Genomic DNA, 13714 nt, shown 5'->3' on the forward strand with positions numbered 1-13714 from the left:
AAAATTTTCATAAATCGCGCTAGCCTGCGCCGCTGCCGCCCCGTAATTGCCAGAGTTGCCGGAAAGGACCCGTGCAAATGAGAGTGTTTATCAGTTATGGTGGTGGGGTTACGGCTCAAAGTCTGCGCTGATAATCAGGCATTCCACATAACCGCAATCATGCTCAATAACAATTTCATCATCAGTCGCATTAACCTCGTACACTCTGCGGTATGGCACGCTTATTTTTCCGCTGATGCTATCAGCCAGTAATAACTTCCCTCTCTGTAACACCCGGAACGAAACGGTGAAACCTGAAGTTAATTCATCTTGTGGTAGTTCCAGCTGAGAAACCGTGACGACCAACCTTTTCATAAAGCGCCCTTATCCTTGTTGTCTATCTTGCAAATAACCACCGCATTCCCATCCACCAGTACGCGGGTAAAACTCATCGGTTCGGTTGAAGTGATCTGCACGCCGACGTAACGCTGTGACACGCAGCCGGCGAGCAACAGAGACGACACCAGCAGGAATATCGTTGTTTTCAGGTCCGGCATTATGGGCCTCCTGGTTTACAGGTCTGGCTTTCGCCGGGGTTGGTATCGATGCAGGCAGAGCCGCTGGGATACGTCAGCACAACAGTGTTATTTGGCTGAACCTCTGCGTTGGTGAGGCTCTGTCCGCTTTTGCCAGTAGCGCGAGTGAAGGAAACGGCAGAACAGGCAGCCAGCAGAGCTGCGCCCGCCAGCAGCCCGGCGAGCAGTAGTTTTTTCTTCATGGGATCCTTACCAGAAATAAAAAAGCCCCGCGGTTAAGCGAGGCTAGGTTTTCTTTGCCTGGAGTTTTTGCGCCCAGGCTTTTGCTATAAACAGACAGTCGTCAAATATTCTCCCCTTCCTGCTGGCCTGTGAGCATCGCCGGTAGTGATCAAGTGCCATATCAGCACCAGACAGCGCGACGTTCTCTTCATACCCCAGCTTCAGAAGCTCTTTTTTGACGTTCTGAAGGATAAAGTCTTGTGGACTCATGTCGGCAATCCTTCAGGGAAATCACCCAGATCGCAAATCCGGAACTGCACAAGGTCTTTAACCAGTTGTTCCGCCTTTTTGATAACTTTCTTCTCTTTCTTGCGAAGGGTCATCAGACCAGAACCGCGTTGGCCGTGCTCTTCGAATGAAAACTTTTCAGCCTGCGCGACGCGATCCTGCATCTGGCGAATGGTCAACTCAGTTAATCCTGAGAAGTTCATCAGGTTAATATCACTGCTACCTTCCAGAACCGTCATGCGATCGAACACCTGTGCCTGCAGATCGTAGCTGTAGCTCATTGCCATCAGGCAGGCTTCGCGCTTGGGGAAGTTGTAAATATCCTGAACCTGCTCCCCACCTTTACCATTTATGTAGGTATTAGCTGCAATATATTTTGCAGCTAATCCACCGAGTACTTTTGGCACTTTAGCCATAAAGCTACGATGCTGAAGGCGGCGGTAATTCTTGCACGGAAACACCATTCCTTCCGCTTCGGCTTTAGCCTTTCGATCAGCATTGATGTAGTCGACCATCTCAAGACTGGTCATCGTCGGTACATTAACCACCGGGGTGGCATTGACTGTAGAAATATCTTTCATCGGAAAACACCTTTTAGTGATGAACCTTGTTCGCACAGGAATACGGCCCTCAGAAGGCTCCGACAGCCAGCCGGTTCCTCAAGGGTCATCCTGAAAGGTTCTGAGTTGATGTGCGCTGCGATGCGCATTGATACAAAAAAAGCCGCGCAGTTGCGCAGCTTGAGACTGGTGTCAGATTCTGTCTGGCAAAGGTTATCCACCGTTGATATGGTTGGATAACCAAAAGCAACAATCTTCAAAAAGGAATTATTTATGCTCGAAAAATCAATTCTTAAATTTCTGGCGGCAAAAACTCCCCCCATCCAGTCATCAAAAGATAAAGATGCATTCCTGGCACTTGCTGACGAGAGCACATTAGCCAGCACTCTCTACAATATGGAAAAGAAAGGTCTTGTCATCAGTGGTGTAAGATACGGGGCCGACAATTCGTTTCAAATCAGTATTGATATGATTGAGATCACTGGGTATGGACTGACAACCCTTAGCCTCTTTTGACTAATTCCCGAGGCGACAAATAGAGAAAGCCCACGCGTTAACGTGGGCTCGAAAGAAACGAGAGCATTGAGCATTACTTAGTAAAATTAACAATGTTTTGGAAAATGCTTATCTTTTTCCAGGCTATTTATCTGACTCTGCAAGGATTGCTGTTGGTTGCGATCTGCAGTACCCAGCATCTGAGTTCTCAGAGAGTCAATCTGCATCTGAAGACTTATGCGATACCGGGATGCACATAGCGTTTGATTGGCGTTGTCCTCTATTCCAGCGGCTACACTCTCACTATTTCTGTTTAATGCTTCAGTGTGGTTCGCCACGTCTTCATTATATTGCCGGGTTGCATTTTTGTATTGCTGTTCCGTTTTGATTTTACAAGACCCGGTCACGGTAAATAGCGAGAAAGCCAATAATAGCCCTATTTTTCCCCACTCCCTTATCGACATATTCATAGCTAACGCTCCAGGATTAAAATTGGGTGTTGCGGTGTGGAGTGCCTCTCCATGAGCCTTTGGTCAGCCACCGTGGCTCGCATATCAATCAATCTTGGGACGTACTTACTGTTTATGCCCCTACGCATAGTGGGATTCACCGCAACAGTAAAGCACACTACCCAACGTATCGTCCCTGAAGAAACGGGTTTGCCAGCGTGCTTTACTGTTCGCCCTCCCGTCACTCCGGGTTACCCCTTCATCGCAGACAGGAAGGCAAAAATGGAGCGGTCAGCGGGAATCGAACCCGCATCTTCAGCTTGGAAGGCTGAGATAATAGCCATTATATGATGACCGCAAAGTGCGGGTCTCTTTCCCCGCCGTCAACGCTGGCTTATTTAGAGTCCATCTCGTCAAGGACTATCGCGTCGGTAGACCTACGTCCAGGCCTACACTTGCATGGTGCGCTGTACTGGAGTCGAACCAGTGACCACTGCCTTCGGAAAGCAATACTCTATCCATCTGAGCTAACAGCGCTTTGGTGGCCCCTGCTGGACTTGAACCAGCGACCAGTCAGTTATGAGCCGACTGCTCTAACCAACAGAGCTAAAGGGCCTAAAGGTTGTTGTGGTGCCGGGTGCCTCCCGGTGAGCCTTTGGTCAGCAACCATGACTCGCGCGCATACGACAGACTTCACGCCAAACAGGAACAACCACTCGCTGTTTACGCCCCTCCGCACAGGGGGATTCATCACAACAAGGAAACGCACTGTCCCAACGTGCCCAACGTCTGGGATTCATCCCTGCAGTACGTTTTCTTGTTGAATGAAATGGTGCCGACTACCGGAATCGAACTGGTGACCTACTGATTACAAGTCAGTTGCTCTGCCTGCTGAGCTAAGTCGGCGCGGGTGGAATGATGAAAAAGGGAAATTCCTGCTGACAAGACCTTATTAACTTTTTGTTGCATATCACGCTAAAAATACCAATTCAGCGCCTCAAGAATCCTTTCATCGATAGTGGTAAAATGGAAGCCCGAAACGAACTCCAGGATCACGTGGCAGTAAATTCCCAGCCCGCTACTAAAGCAGGTAAGCAGAATCAGAAATGACCATTTTCTTTTCACCTGACCTCCCGGAGCAAGGCATGTTCAACATGCCATTCGCCGCAACGGGAGGTTATCTGTAGCAAATGATTTTATTAGGGCGGTAAAAACGACGGTAAAAGATTTGCCAGTGTTTTGCCATACGGCGCTATGACAGGGGTACTGATGCAATGCATCTCGCGAATACCCCTGTCGTATCGCCGGAAAGCAAAAACCCCGCGCTGGCGGGGTTCTCGTCATGATCAAATTGTTCGCTTCTCATCGCTGCCATGGTGGCGCAGCTCTGCCAAGCATGAATGCATTATTAACTTTTCTGGGTGGAAATCAATGATGAACAGTCAAAAAAGCACAATCCGCTAAATATCAGATTATTCGAAAAGTTCCGCATGTGTCCCAAGGTTCGTGAAAATCACCAGCTTTTTACTGGTATCAACACGATAGACCAATAAGAAATCGCCAGTAATGTGAAGCTCGCGATAGCCTTGCATATCACCTTTAAGTTCATGATCGTTGTACTTAGCCGGTAAAGGATCGCGACAAGCCACCAGCCACATTACTTCACGCACAGCATTCATATCATGACGGCCTGCGGTGTTATATCGCTCCCAGGCCTTTTCAAATGTTTTAGTGTGATCGGTACTGAAAGGTATCTTTGCTCTTTTAGCGTTTGCCATTGTTAAGACTGTCCACCTGCTCGTTAACATCCATGTATCCGGCTCGTGAATTTCGCAGGAGCTCTTCCGTTTCATTCATGGCCTGACGCATCTGTGCAGATGGTTTACGGCTGACTTCAAAAGGAAGCCCATCATGCTTAACAATTTGCTCAGCAAACATACGGGCCGCAGTGCTCCAGGTTAACCCGCACCCGGCCAGAACTTCATTCATTTTGTCTTTCAGATCGCTATCAATGCGCGCTCTCAATTCAGTATTCATCGTGACACCTCCATTCAACACATAGCCACATTGTAGCTACAATGTGGCATTATCACAACAACTACGCAGCGTTATACTTAGCCTCAACTATCCTTGCCGCTTCGCATATCTCAATAATCTCGTCACTGGATAATCTGCGCAGGTGTACCTGAGGGATGACAATGCAGCCATTGCGCTTTGCCAGGCGAACGAAGTCATCGTAGTCCATTAATATTTGCCCCGGTCTGGCAATGTTAATGCCAGTAACGCGACCCGCCTTAACAATGGTGAGGTAGGAAAAATCAGTATCAGTGGGGAAGATCGGCATATTGGGCAATGAAGATGAGTGCTGTGCTATAAGCTCAGACTCCATGCGGTCGAATTCAGCAATGTATGCCTCTTTGAAGGCGGCAGCGCGTTTTCCCGTGAATCCCATCACGAGGAAAATAAAGCCATTGCGGGTCATTTCGTAGGCTTCAGTTTCTCGTTCATTAAAGCCAGCCTGGACGTTTACTACGACGGTCGAAAAGTTGGCCGTCGTGAAAGCAGGTGAGCATTCCAGCGATCTTATCTTATGCAAAACGTGTTTATGTTCTTTCTGGAAATAGTTTGCAACGGCGATCGAGGTGGTAACTGCACGATTGTTGTGGATTGTGATTTCGGGAATGACGCAAGAAATAGAGTTAACCATAGTGATGCTCCTCATATTAAGGATGATCACCACCGCTGACGCCAATCAGTGAGGTGGTGAGACGCACAGGGTTGGCGTAACCGGTCACTATGGAACCCGGCGCGGATTGCTCCGCCCCTGCACGCCCCACCATAATGCGAATGTGGCTGTGCTTAACGCATAAAAAAACCGCTTAACGCGGTATGCGCCATAGTGAAATCCGGGACGCCAATCCCGACGCCAGATTTTGCTGGCGTGCGGCAAATATAGCCCCGGATATCAATTCATGTCAATCAGCACTCATCTGGTGACGAACCTCCAGAAACGTTTTCGCCCTGAAGATCTGCAGGCACCATTTAACACGCTCTCTGGCTTTTTCCGGGGTAAGCCAGGGGGCCACCAACTGTAATTCACGTGTAATGTCAGAAATTTTTTTTCGGGTGGTGTAATAGCTCACCCCGACTGCATACACCGGATCATCCGCATCAAATGCCGCCAGTACGCACTGTTCAACGAAATCAACATCATCATCATGAATGGCATTGTCTATTACGCTACTGGCGGGTTGAGGCCATAAAATTGCATGCGCGCGGTTTAATGCCTGCTGACCACGGAAACCCTCATCCCGAGCCTGTGTAAGCGCGGCAGTAAATCGCTCAAGCGCTTTATCTGACCAGTTTCTTCCTCGGATGACATTCCAGCACGAATGCCCACAGGGTTTTGCTGGCGCAGTACCTCCCCTCACTCCCTCACCCCAGACTGTAAGTAGCGATTTTATCCAGGCAGACTGAATCCCATTAAGCGGAGTAAATTTTCCCAGCCAGCTTTTACGCGGTGCTGACGCGGCTTTCTCAAGCGCAGCGGTATGTTGTCGGCGCTGACGTGGTGTCACAGCAGCACCTCCTGGATAATGCGTTCAATTTGCGATACCTGGCTTTCCAGCTCCGCTACGCAGTCCACCAGCTCATCTACCGCCTTTTGGGTTCGGTGTTTAGCCTGCATAAGTTCACGGAGTGCCGGCACCAGAGATTTTTTTAGTGCGTCTTTGGTGGCCCCGGTCTTTTCCAGTTGTTCAGCATGACGGAGCATTTCCTGTGCCTGCTGGCGGAGTTGTTCTGGGGTCGGTGATAATGTTCTTGATTTCATGGAGCTTCCCCCAGCTCGTACACAACCTGCACCAGCAACTCTGTTTCAGTCCCAAAATTGTTTTCCCATGTCTGGCGGCCAGCATGCACGGCTTTACCGTGCCCGCCATCTCGGTGATGAAAAGGGCAAAGCGGAATAACATGGAAGTTGTCAGCGCGGACTGATAATCCAGTGCCTTTACTGCAGTGGTGGATTTCAGCAGGGGTGTCCTCGTAGCCGAGGTTTTTACAAACGATACAACCTAGCCCGGCAACACGGGACAGGTGAAGTTTTTCGGCTTTGGTCTTTGATTTGCTCATGCCGCACCGCCTGGGTGCGAAAGACAAACGGAGACACCGTGCCAGAAGGTACGGTGTGTAATACATGCTACATATAATGTTGTCATCACAGATTCTCTGTAATGACGCTGCAGGTTGCTAGCTGTTCAGACTAGCCATTTGATTATAAGTCATTTTCTTTTTATTTCCCACCCTGCTCTTTTGGCATACTCAACAAATGCATCCAATGACAAGGTCACGTGATCTTCAGGTACGATGGCATAAAACAGAATCTCTCCCTCGCAAATACGAAGTAATATCTTTCCGTTCTGCGGGAACATTGCTATCAACTCTTCCAATTTCATTAAGTAGACTCCATCTATCTCACATCCCTTTCGGGTCCCGCCGTCCTGGCTATCTCCTTATGCGCACAACCATTTAACCGAAATTTAACAATATGTCTAATAGGCTACACAGATCGAAGTTGACAAAATCGATCTGTTTTAACGATCAATGCATAACCAATTGTTACCGATATTAACCATTAGAAATCATGAAGCGTTTCACTTCACTATCTTGATGAAAAATATGTAGTTTATGCTTCAGGGTGTGGTTATCGATGAGGTTCTTTGATGATGGAGATTGAAAACTATCATATGAAAAAACCCGCCGAAGCGGGTTTGTTTGTACTTAATTTCAAGCTGCATGCTTTCCGCTGCAGCTGCAAAGTGGAATCGGGAAAGGTCTCCCTTTTTTCGCATGACGCATCACACCATCTACACAAACAGAGTAGCGGAAAATGATCTCACACGAACAACCACACTTGCGACAGGTGCCCATAGCCATAGCTTCGGTTTCCCTGCTTACCTGTAAATCCACACAGGTTGCACTTTGTCAGGAGAACCACTACACTTCGGCTGTCTAAGAAGAGTGTCGTGGCTGGATTGCCTCCATACTCAACGGAACGTGTTAGCGCACTTTCCGCCCCTGAAAGCCCTGTTAGCGCAGGGCTTTTTTTTGTTAAGCCGCAGTGTTGCTGCTATGCTCAGCGGATGCAGTTAGCACACCGCAACTATAACCAAACTTAAAATCCCAGCCCAAAATGTTTAGCATACTGAAGAGCTTGTCGATGGTGTGATTGTCGAGCTTCCCATTTACGATTTCACTAATTCTCGACTGCGTAGTACCAAGTAGCTCAGCGGCTTTTTTCTGGCTAAGCCCACGCTCTTGTATCATCTTCCTGATGATTACCATTAACTGAGCGCGAATATGCTTATCATTTGCTTCCCTGACGGAAGTACTCGATGAAACATAGGGGTTCTTGACTACGACAAATTCCATATTACTCCACCTTAGCCAGCAACATTGCTGACACCCTCAGACTATATCAAATTTGAGATACTTGCAACCAACACTGACCCATTACTTCAGTTTTTTGTCACGCCTGTACCTTTCCAGCTGTTTATAGCGAGAAGAGGCGGTACCGTATTCTTTTTTAGCCACACCTTCAGTCTTCTTCTTGAATGTGTGCAGGATATAAATAGATTCTTTGAACTTTGCCACGTAAATCACGCGATACGAATCAGTACTTTTGATAGTCAGTTGCATCGCATAGCGGCCTATAGTTTCCTTCATGGACTTTTTTCTGGCAGGTGGGAACTCAGGCGCATCCCCCTGCTGCACATCACTGTCATCTACAGGAAAATCAAAATCGTCGAATGAGTGCGGACAATCGCTCTGTAAAGCGACAAGTTCAAAATTTATCCTCTCCCTGACCGCCTCTGGATAATTATCAATCTGATCCTGGATTTCTTCATTCCAGTACGTAATATCTTTCATCTAAGTAATCCTGCCTACGTAACCGGAGAATCATACAACAGTTCTTGTGATGATAGTTAAGCTATCAGTAACTTAAGCAACACATAGCCATATGATCGAGGATAGTTTTCATTTCACAAATACAAACCTGAGATTTGTTGATAACAAATAGCGTATTTGCGTTTTATTGTTTAACCCCCTGCTCCGTGTTTTTCAGGTCGTTCTCTGCAAAAAGAATTGCCGTCCTTGCTGAACGAAGCCGGGCCTTTGCGTTTTTCTCTTCACGCTCAAGGCTGGCAACTGACTCGCGCAGTTCATCACGGCGCATATAAAGTTTCTTAATATCCCTCACGATGTTTTCACCATTTCGGGAGCGCGAAAGGATAAGTTCGAAGGGGTCAAGATACGCACCGCACTGCTGGCATAGCAGCGTTCTGTTGACTTCTGATACCTGGCACAGATGATGAGGGCAGTGCTTCTGCGTTGCCGTCTTGTTGTCGGTAACCACTATATCGAGGAGCCTTTCTTCTTCCCGCTTCGGCTGAAGCAGCTGGATGATGTTATCGCTGTTATCGTCCACCAGCCCCCTCCTGCTGCGGTGCTGCTGCGAGTAATGCCGACCAGATATCGCTCATGGTCCGCGTGCCGTGACAAACATTCCATGCCGCTTCATCCATCTCGCATGTTAGTTCAACCGGCACCAGTACCCAACCATCCGGAATCACCGGAGAGTTGCCATCGGCACCATGAAGCATGGCGGCGCGGTGCCACAATAACTCCATCAACACATTTTCAAACAGCCTGGCGTTCACTTCCACGGAACCATGAACACCACGCAAGTTACATTCGCTAATCACCGCCTGGGTTTCAGAGAGGATTTTTTCCAGTCGCTCGATTTTAATTGTGCTCATGATTTTTCTCCGTTAAGCATTGCGGCGCGGCAGGCCTCCACAATGCTAACCCGTAAAGAACTTAGTGTGGCGACGCTGTGACGCTCGCCAGTTATCTTGTCGATCCTCTTCATCAGGTCAGTTGCCAACAACTCAACATCCGACTCTTTTGGCACTACCGGCGCTGGCGGGGCGGTGTAAAAGTCGTGATACCCATCCGCGATACCAGGTGAACCACTAATAATCCCGGCGGTACCATCGACAGGCCACCCATTCTTAAATTGCACATTGAGCACAGGCTCAGCTTCCATCGAGGCCAGCGCGATCTCAGCCAGGCGTAAATCCATTAGCGCGATACTGCATTCAGGATGTTGCCGTGCGGTTTCTTTCTGCGTATCTATGCGCGCTATCAACTGCTCCCTGGTGAATTGCATCATTTAATCTCCGGCAGGCGGTAAAGCGGGATAATGTTCCGGGCCTGACCTTCGTGGACAGCCCATTCTGGAGGCGCTTCGCGCTCAATTACGCGCTTAAAATTCTGCGGTCCCTCGCAGGTGGTGCAGGATGCCCATTCGTAGTCCCACGCCACAGGCTTCGAGTTGATGTCTATCGGCGCTGGCGTCGCTGCATAGAGTGGTTGATACAATCCCATCCAGCCCGCGTCTTCGGAAAAACTCCAGCCCGGAGTGGGAACGCCATTAATGTTAGTGGTGCGATATCGCCACGCCACAGGCTCCGCTTCGAGCGACGCCAGCGCGATACGTGCCAGCTCACGCACAACTTCCGGCGGCGCGTAACGGTCATTCAAGTCATCCCACAGGCGGAGCATGTTATCGCTCTCAGGGTGAACATCCTCGTTAGTTCCGGCCAGCGCGGTAATAACAGCATCAGCAGCCTCAATAATTTTTTGTGCCTGTACTCTGGTAATAGTGCTCATGGGTTCGTTCTCTTCCATTTTCTCTCGCATTCATGTTGCCAATGCTCCAGGTTGACTATGGCCACTTCTGTCATCTCGCCGCCGAACTGATAATGCCTGCGCATTGATTTGCACTTCATCCAGACAGGAATGGCGACAAGCCAGAAAATTAACGGCCAGACAAAGACCCCCCCGAGAGCTGCAATCACGGCAACCAAAACAATCGGCAAATCACGAACGGATGTATCAAGAAAGTCCGAGCTAGCATTGCGGAGAGCTGAAAACATCAGCCCGTAAAAATCTGCTGTATATGCCATGCAGTCCAGATAGTTGAACTCATAACCGGCTGCAGCTGCCCAGGTTGGGCGGTCAATGAAATGGCGGAGCGTGAGTATGTCGCTGGTAATAGTGCTCATGCCGCACACTCCTGTTTTATCCCCATTCGCTGACATGCTGTCAGGAAGATTGGTTTCTCTTTTTCAATTCCGATAAACGACCTCCCTGTTTCCTGACAGCCAACGCCAGTGGTTCCGCTTCCCATAGTGAAATCCAGCACACAGTCACCGGGGTTGGTGTAGGTCTCGATGATGTATTTCACCAACGCCAGTGGTTTCTGCGTCGGATGATAGTTTCCGGTCTGTTTGTCACTCGAGAAGAACTGAACATCACGCGGGTAACGTTTGGTTGAGTCGTATTCAGTCAGCGTCAACGCCTTACCGTAGCACTCTGAATTAACAGTCTTCCGCCTGCTAGTCTTGCGGATGTGGCCCTCAGTCATCTGCGGGTTATACGTTGGCTGGCGGCGGTAAAACACTTCGATATTTTCATGCGCGCGCAGGGGCTGTTTTTTGGCGTTCAGGAACCCAGTGGCGTTACCCTTCTCCCAAATCCACTCGGTTCGCCAGTCGCGTAGATTGCTGGCAACCAACACACTGGTGAACGGCTGCGCAGAGAACAGCACAATGGCCGCTGATGGATTGGCGATCCGGTAAAGCTGCCCCCACATCCTCTGCAGGTCTAGCACCGAGTCCCATTTGCACTGTGTGGTGCCGTAAGGAATATCAGCCAGTACCAAATCCACTGTCCCACCGGCAATTGTCGGAAAGATATCAAAGCAATCAGCGTTGTGGAGAATGACATCAGCCATGCTCACTCTCCTTTACCGGCTGCGGCGGCCGATTCTTCGTATGCGCGTTTGGAGGCATTCAGAATTGCAGCCAGCGGCGTGTAAGCACCTCCGCCTGTGATTGTGTTGTGAATGCCGGCCATTGCCTCGCGTAGATTGTTGTGACTCGCCTCCAGCTCAGCAATCCGCTTCTCTGCGGCTTCGGCGCGGTCAGTGGCGGCAATCATTGTTACCTCAACGTCTTTAAGTCAAAGTATGAGTTCCACCCGGCAACGGGTGGCTCTGTGCAGTTATGCGCGCTGGATTCTCCCGTCTCTCTGGTCTGGGCGAAATATGAAGCGGCCCTGAAAAACATTCAGGATAAAACCAACCTGGCAGGGCTCATCGAGCAGTTTTTCGAGAGTGCTGATTACGCACGCCTGGGTAACGAAACCCGAAAGGACTACAAAAAATATTCGAAAAAAATTCTGCCTGTGTTTGGCAAGATGGATCCTGACTCTGTGAAGCCACAGCATATCAGAAAATATATGGATAAGCGGGGCGTGGCCGCTCCGGTGCAGGCAAACAGAGAAAAGGCTTTTATGAGCAGGGTTTACAGCTGGGCTTATGAGCGAGGGATGGTGACAGGAAACCCTTGTAAAGGCGTGCGGCAGTTCAAAGAGGAGGAACGGGAGCGGTACATCACCGACGAGGAATACTACGCGCTGTTCAACGTCGCGCCGGTGGTGGTACGGGTGGCTATGGAAATCGCTTATCTTTGCCTGGCTCGTCAGGGTGACGTGCTGGCGCTACAGAAATCGCAGCTGCTTCCAGAGGGTATTTACATTAGGCAAGGTAAGACATCGGCGAAGCAAATTAAGGCCTGGTCCGATCGCCTCTCGACGGTCATCGAGCTGGCGAAATCACTACCGCTGAAAGATGGGTTATCGAGCGTTTACGTACTCCACCAGCAGAGCGGTGGGCGTTACACCCGCGACGGATTTAACAGCCGCTGGCAGCAGGCCAGAGAGGAAGCGCAGAAGCGGAACCCTCACCTGCTGTTTGATTTCACGTTCCATGACCTGAAGGCCAAAGGCGTTTCCGATCTGGAAGGAAGCCTGCAGGAGAAGCAGTTGATCTCCGGTCACAAGACAATTACGCAGACGGCGCGCTATGACCGAAAAGTTAAAATTGTGCCGGTAGTCGGCGGGCAAAAATAAAAAAAATTGCGAAAAATATCGACAGTTTCAGTAGATGTAACAAAATGATGTTAGGTAGAATGTTAGGTAATCGCGTTTTTCACATAAAAAAACCGCCTATGAGGGCGGTTTCACGACACTGCTTATCATTGATTTTATTATCTTTTTCCCATGGTAGCCGGAGTGGGACTTGAACCCACACAGCGCGAACGCCGAGGGATTTTAAATCCCTTGTGTCTACCGATTCCACCATCCGGCCAGGGAAGAAAGTGGAGGCGCGTTCCGGAGTCGAACCGGACTAGACGGATTTGCAATCCGCTACATAACCGCTTTGCTAACGCGCCGTAAAACTTTTTTACGCGACACCCGCGATTGCGCATGTCTTTAATCTGGAGCGGGAAACGAGACTCGAACTCGCGACCCCGACCTTGGCAAGGTCGTGCTCTACCAACTGAGCTATTCCCGCATGTCATCAAGTTAACTTCTAACCACTTGATTTCATTATCGTCCGGCTAGCTGTACCGCCGTTCGATGCGTTGCATTCTACTGATATGACGGTATGAGTCAACGTTATTTTTTGCATCCCCGGATCGTTTGCTGAAAATTACGTCGAAACGATCACTGATCAAGCAAATCGCCGCGGGCAGCGTTTAAATATTGCAGCATAGACCACAGCGTCAGTACCGCAGCAACCCACAGCAGCCCAATCCCCGCCCACTCAACCCAGGCGTTTGGACGCCAGAGCATCCAGACCAGCGAGGCCATTTGCGCGGTGGTTTTCACTTTACCAATCCACGATACCGCGACGCTGCTGCGCTTACCCAGCTCCGCCATCCACTCACGCAGCGCAGAGATGATGATCTCACGGCCAATCATGGTTGCTGCAGGCAGCGTTACCCACCACGTGTGGTAGTGCTCAGCCACCAGCACCATCGCGATAGCGACCATGACCTTATCGGCGACCGGGTCGAGGAAGGCACCGAAGCGGGTGCTTTGGTTCCAGCGGCGTGCCAGATAACCATCAAACCAGTCCGTAACCGCAGCCACCAGGAAAATCAGTGCACAGGCAAAAGGGGCCCAGACGACTGGCAGGTAAAACGCCAGTACAAAGAATGGGATAAGCACAACGCGAAAAAGAGTGAGCAACGTAGGGATATTAAATTGCATA

The 13714-nt window shown here is 49.6% G+C and carries 24 protein-coding genes, 7 tRNA genes and 1 pseudogene; 2 read left to right on the forward strand and 30 right to left on the reverse strand.

Going from position 1 to position 13714, the window contains the following annotated elements:
- Window positions 1-108: 108 nt before the first annotated feature.
- Genes AAIR21_RS00990 through AAIR21_RS01010 form a run of 5 tightly spaced genes read right to left on the reverse strand, consistent with a single transcriptional unit; the run spans window position 109 to window position 1606 of the window.
- Window positions 109-354, reverse strand: coding sequence for a hypothetical protein (locus AAIR21_RS00990; RefSeq protein WP_434679620.1), 246 nt, complete (start codon window positions 352-354; stop codon window positions 109-111).
- A complete protein-coding gene (locus tag AAIR21_RS00995) occupies window positions 351-536 on the reverse strand; it encodes a hypothetical protein (RefSeq protein WP_025204810.1) in 186 nt (61 codons plus the stop codon). The genes AAIR21_RS00990 and AAIR21_RS00995 overlap by 4 nt, the downstream gene beginning before the upstream one ends.
- Window positions 536-757 carry a hypothetical protein gene (locus AAIR21_RS01000; protein ID WP_047356317.1) on the reverse strand — a complete coding sequence of 74 codons (222 nt, stop codon included), beginning with the start codon at window positions 755-757 and terminating at the stop codon, window positions 536-538. Before AAIR21_RS01000 ends, AAIR21_RS00995 begins: the two co-directional genes overlap by 1 nt.
- A 43-nt stretch (window positions 758-800) precedes the next feature.
- Window positions 801-1007, reverse strand: coding sequence for a hypothetical protein (locus tag AAIR21_RS01005; protein ID WP_047356316.1), 207 nt, complete (start codon window positions 1005-1007; stop codon window positions 801-803).
- Window positions 1004-1606 (reverse strand): hypothetical protein, encoded by a 603-nt coding sequence (locus tag AAIR21_RS01010; protein ID WP_047356315.1) that lies wholly within the window; start codon window positions 1604-1606, stop codon window positions 1004-1006. Before AAIR21_RS01010 ends, AAIR21_RS01005 begins: the two co-directional genes overlap by 4 nt.
- 252 nt (window positions 1607-1858) lie before the next feature.
- On the opposite strand from AAIR21_RS01010, the gene AAIR21_RS01015 reads away from it, so the two are divergent.
- The gene (locus tag AAIR21_RS01015) at window positions 1859-2101 is read left to right on the forward strand and encodes a hypothetical protein (protein WP_434679625.1); all 243 of its coding nucleotides are present in this window, start codon (window positions 1859-1861) and stop codon (window positions 2099-2101) included.
- A gap of 86 nt (window positions 2102-2187) precedes the next feature.
- On the opposite strand, the gene AAIR21_RS01020 is transcribed toward AAIR21_RS01015, so the two are convergent.
- From AAIR21_RS01020 to AAIR21_RS01120, 21 genes and pseudogenes are all read right to left on the reverse strand, one after another.
- Window positions 2188-2550, reverse strand: coding sequence for a hypothetical protein (locus tag AAIR21_RS01020; protein WP_434679628.1), 363 nt, complete (start codon window positions 2548-2550; stop codon window positions 2188-2190).
- Window positions 2551-2812: 262 nt separating this feature from the next.
- A tRNA-Gly gene (locus tag AAIR21_RS01025) sits at window positions 2813-2887 on the reverse strand.
- A gap of 102 nt (window positions 2888-2989) precedes the next feature.
- A tRNA-Arg gene (locus AAIR21_RS01030) sits at window positions 2990-3066 on the reverse strand.
- 2 nt (window positions 3067-3068) lie between these two features.
- A tRNA-Ile gene (locus AAIR21_RS01035) sits at window positions 3069-3145 on the reverse strand.
- Window positions 3146-3359: 214 nt separating this feature from the next.
- Window positions 3360-3435: transfer RNA gene (locus AAIR21_RS01040), tRNA-Thr, on the reverse strand.
- A 566-nt stretch (window positions 3436-4001) separates the two neighbouring features.
- A complete protein-coding gene (locus AAIR21_RS01045; RefSeq protein ID WP_422701883.1) occupies window positions 4002-4307 on the reverse strand; it encodes a type II toxin-antitoxin system YafQ family toxin in 306 nt (101 codons plus the stop codon).
- Window positions 4294-4566: a type II toxin-antitoxin system RelB/DinJ family antitoxin gene (locus AAIR21_RS01050; RefSeq protein WP_422701884.1), complete on the reverse strand. Its 273-nt coding sequence runs from the start codon at window positions 4564-4566 to the stop codon at window positions 4294-4296. The genes AAIR21_RS01045 and AAIR21_RS01050 overlap by 14 nt, the downstream gene beginning before the upstream one ends.
- Window positions 4567-4627: 61 nt before the next feature.
- Window positions 4628-5236 carry a Rha family transcriptional regulator gene (locus AAIR21_RS01055; protein ID WP_422701886.1) on the reverse strand — a complete coding sequence of 203 codons (609 nt, stop codon included), beginning with the start codon at window positions 5234-5236 and terminating at the stop codon, window positions 4628-4630.
- A gap of 16 nt (window positions 5237-5252) precedes the next feature.
- On the reverse strand, window positions 5253-5369 hold the full coding sequence (locus AAIR21_RS01060) for an ash family protein (protein WP_422701888.1): 117 nt from the start codon (window positions 5367-5369) through the stop codon (window positions 5253-5255).
- Between the two features lie 135 nt (window positions 5370-5504).
- Window positions 5505-6107: a hypothetical protein gene (locus AAIR21_RS01065; protein WP_422701889.1), complete on the reverse strand. Its 603-nt coding sequence runs from the start codon at window positions 6105-6107 to the stop codon at window positions 5505-5507.
- Complete coding sequence (locus AAIR21_RS01070) at window positions 6104-6361, reverse strand: hypothetical protein (protein ID WP_422701890.1); 258 nt, start codon at window positions 6359-6361, stop codon at window positions 6104-6106. The genes AAIR21_RS01065 and AAIR21_RS01070 overlap by 4 nt, the downstream gene beginning before the upstream one ends.
- Window positions 6358-6660, reverse strand: a complete 303-nt coding sequence (locus AAIR21_RS01075; protein ID WP_422701891.1) for a Ref family recombination enhancement nuclease — start codon at window positions 6658-6660, stop codon at window positions 6358-6360. Before AAIR21_RS01075 ends, AAIR21_RS01070 begins: the two co-directional genes overlap by 4 nt.
- 149 nt (window positions 6661-6809) lie before the next feature.
- A complete protein-coding gene (locus AAIR21_RS01080; protein WP_434679634.1) occupies window positions 6810-6983 on the reverse strand; it encodes a hypothetical protein in 174 nt (57 codons plus the stop codon).
- Between the two features lie 655 nt (window positions 6984-7638).
- The gene (locus AAIR21_RS01085; protein WP_052955243.1) at window positions 7639-7959 is read right to left on the reverse strand and encodes a helix-turn-helix domain-containing protein; all 321 of its coding nucleotides are present in this window, start codon (window positions 7957-7959) and stop codon (window positions 7639-7641) included.
- Between the two features lie 81 nt (window positions 7960-8040).
- Complete coding sequence (locus AAIR21_RS01090) at window positions 8041-8457, reverse strand: type II toxin-antitoxin system RelE/ParE family toxin (RefSeq protein WP_052955244.1); 417 nt, start codon at window positions 8455-8457, stop codon at window positions 8041-8043.
- A gap of 163 nt (window positions 8458-8620) precedes the next feature.
- Window positions 8621-9016: a hypothetical protein gene (locus AAIR21_RS01095; protein WP_434679637.1), complete on the reverse strand. Its 396-nt coding sequence runs from the start codon at window positions 9014-9016 to the stop codon at window positions 8621-8623.
- Complete coding sequence (locus tag AAIR21_RS01100; RefSeq protein WP_434679640.1) at window positions 9006-9347, reverse strand: hypothetical protein; 342 nt, start codon at window positions 9345-9347, stop codon at window positions 9006-9008. The genes AAIR21_RS01095 and AAIR21_RS01100 overlap by 11 nt, the downstream gene beginning before the upstream one ends.
- The gene (locus AAIR21_RS01105) at window positions 9344-9763 is read right to left on the reverse strand and encodes a hypothetical protein (RefSeq protein ID WP_434679643.1); all 420 of its coding nucleotides are present in this window, start codon (window positions 9761-9763) and stop codon (window positions 9344-9346) included. The genes AAIR21_RS01100 and AAIR21_RS01105 overlap by 4 nt, the downstream gene beginning before the upstream one ends.
- Before the next feature lie 283 nt (window positions 9764-10046).
- Window positions 10047-10263 (reverse strand): annotated as a pseudogene (locus AAIR21_RS01110) (DUF551 domain-containing protein); the annotation flags it as partial.
- Entirely contained in the window at window positions 10260-10658 is a 399-nt protein-coding gene (locus AAIR21_RS01115; RefSeq protein ID WP_434679645.1) for a hypothetical protein, read from the reverse strand. The gene AAIR21_RS01115 and the pseudogene AAIR21_RS01110, both read right to left, overlap by 4 nt.
- The gene (locus AAIR21_RS01120; protein WP_434679648.1) at window positions 10655-11389 is read right to left on the reverse strand and encodes a DNA-methyltransferase; all 735 of its coding nucleotides are present in this window, start codon (window positions 11387-11389) and stop codon (window positions 10655-10657) included. Before AAIR21_RS01120 ends, AAIR21_RS01115 begins: the two co-directional genes overlap by 4 nt.
- A 140-nt stretch (window positions 11390-11529) precedes the next feature.
- Here AAIR21_RS01120 and AAIR21_RS01125 point away from each other — a divergent pair, with 140 nt between their 5' ends.
- Window positions 11530-12567 carry a tyrosine-type recombinase/integrase gene (locus AAIR21_RS01125; protein ID WP_434679650.1) on the forward strand — a complete coding sequence of 346 codons (1038 nt, stop codon included), beginning with the start codon at window positions 11530-11532 and terminating at the stop codon, window positions 12565-12567.
- A 151-nt stretch (window positions 12568-12718) separates the two neighbouring features.
- On the opposite strand, the gene AAIR21_RS01130 is transcribed toward AAIR21_RS01125, so the two are convergent.
- From AAIR21_RS01130 to pgsA, 4 genes are all read right to left on the reverse strand, one after another.
- A tRNA-Leu gene (locus tag AAIR21_RS01130) sits at window positions 12719-12805 on the reverse strand.
- Between the two features lie 11 nt (window positions 12806-12816).
- A tRNA-Cys gene (locus tag AAIR21_RS01135) sits at window positions 12817-12890 on the reverse strand.
- A gap of 46 nt (window positions 12891-12936) precedes the next feature.
- Window positions 12937-13012 (reverse strand) — tRNA-Gly (locus AAIR21_RS01140).
- Between the two features lie 152 nt (window positions 13013-13164).
- Entirely contained in the window at window positions 13165-13713 is a 549-nt protein-coding gene (gene pgsA / locus AAIR21_RS01145) for a CDP-diacylglycerol--glycerol-3-phosphate 3-phosphatidyltransferase (RefSeq protein WP_014170706.1), read from the reverse strand.
- Window position 13714: the final 1 nt, after the last annotated feature.

It is taken from the genome of Enterobacter sp. PTB, from assembly GCF_051130085.1.
In the GTDB taxonomy this organism is placed as follows: Bacteria; Pseudomonadota; Gammaproteobacteria; order Enterobacterales; family Enterobacteriaceae; genus Enterobacter; species Enterobacter ludwigii.

Bases quoted from the DNA above. Each gene is read 5' to 3' on its own strand.
- AAIR21_RS00990 (WP_434679620.1), bottom strand. From the start codon at position 354: ATGAAAAGGTTGGTCGTCACGGTTTCTCAGCTGGAACTACCACAAGAT.
- AAIR21_RS00995 (WP_025204810.1), bottom strand. From the start codon at position 536: ATGCCGGACCTGAAAACAACGATATTCCTGCTGGTGTCGTCTCTGTTG.
- AAIR21_RS01000 (WP_047356317.1), bottom strand. From the start codon at position 757: ATGAAGAAAAAACTACTGCTCGCCGGGCTGCTGGCGGGCGCAGCTCTG.
- AAIR21_RS01005 (WP_047356316.1), bottom strand. From the start codon at position 1,007: ATGAGTCCACAAGACTTTATCCTTCAGAACGTCAAAAAAGAGCTTCTG.
- AAIR21_RS01010 (WP_047356315.1), bottom strand. From the start codon at position 1,606: ATGAAAGATATTTCTACAGTCAATGCCACCCCGGTGGTTAATGTACCG.
- AAIR21_RS01015 (WP_434679625.1), top strand. From the start codon at position 1,859: ATGCTCGAAAAATCAATTCTTAAATTTCTGGCGGCAAAAACTCCCCCC.
- AAIR21_RS01020 (WP_434679628.1), bottom strand. From the start codon at position 2,550: ATGAATATGTCGATAAGGGAGTGGGGAAAAATAGGGCTATTATTGGCT.
- AAIR21_RS01045 (WP_422701883.1), bottom strand. From the start codon at position 4,307: ATGGCAAACGCTAAAAGAGCAAAGATACCTTTCAGTACCGATCACACT.
- AAIR21_RS01050 (WP_422701884.1), bottom strand. From the start codon at position 4,566: ATGAATACTGAATTGAGAGCGCGCATTGATAGCGATCTGAAAGACAAA.
- AAIR21_RS01055 (WP_422701886.1), bottom strand. From the start codon at position 5,236: ATGGTTAACTCTATTTCTTGCGTCATTCCCGAAATCACAATCCACAAC.
- AAIR21_RS01060 (WP_422701888.1), bottom strand. From the start codon at position 5,369: ATGGTGGGGCGTGCAGGGGCGGAGCAATCCGCGCCGGGTTCCATAGTG.
- AAIR21_RS01070 (WP_422701890.1), bottom strand. From the start codon at position 6,361: ATGAAATCAAGAACATTATCACCGACCCCAGAACAACTCCGCCAGCAG.
- AAIR21_RS01075 (WP_422701891.1), bottom strand. From the start codon at position 6,660: ATGAGCAAATCAAAGACCAAAGCCGAAAAACTTCACCTGTCCCGTGTT.
- AAIR21_RS01080 (WP_434679634.1), bottom strand. From the start codon at position 6,983: ATGAAATTGGAAGAGTTGATAGCAATGTTCCCGCAGAACGGAAAGATA.
- AAIR21_RS01085 (WP_052955243.1), bottom strand. From the start codon at position 7,959: ATGGAATTTGTCGTAGTCAAGAACCCCTATGTTTCATCGAGTACTTCC.
- AAIR21_RS01090 (WP_052955244.1), bottom strand. From the start codon at position 8,457: ATGAAAGATATTACGTACTGGAATGAAGAAATCCAGGATCAGATTGAT.
- AAIR21_RS01100 (WP_434679640.1), bottom strand. From the start codon at position 9,347: ATGAGCACAATTAAAATCGAGCGACTGGAAAAAATCCTCTCTGAAACC.
- AAIR21_RS01105 (WP_434679643.1), bottom strand. From the start codon at position 9,763: ATGATGCAATTCACCAGGGAGCAGTTGATAGCGCGCATAGATACGCAG.
- AAIR21_RS01115 (WP_434679645.1), bottom strand. From the start codon at position 10,658: ATGAGCACTATTACCAGCGACATACTCACGCTCCGCCATTTCATTGAC.
- AAIR21_RS01120 (WP_434679648.1), bottom strand. From the start codon at position 11,389: ATGGCTGATGTCATTCTCCACAACGCTGATTGCTTTGATATCTTTCCG.
- pgsA (WP_014170706.1), bottom strand. From the start codon at position 13,713: ATGCAATTTAATATCCCTACGTTGCTCACTCTTTTTCGCGTTGTGCTT.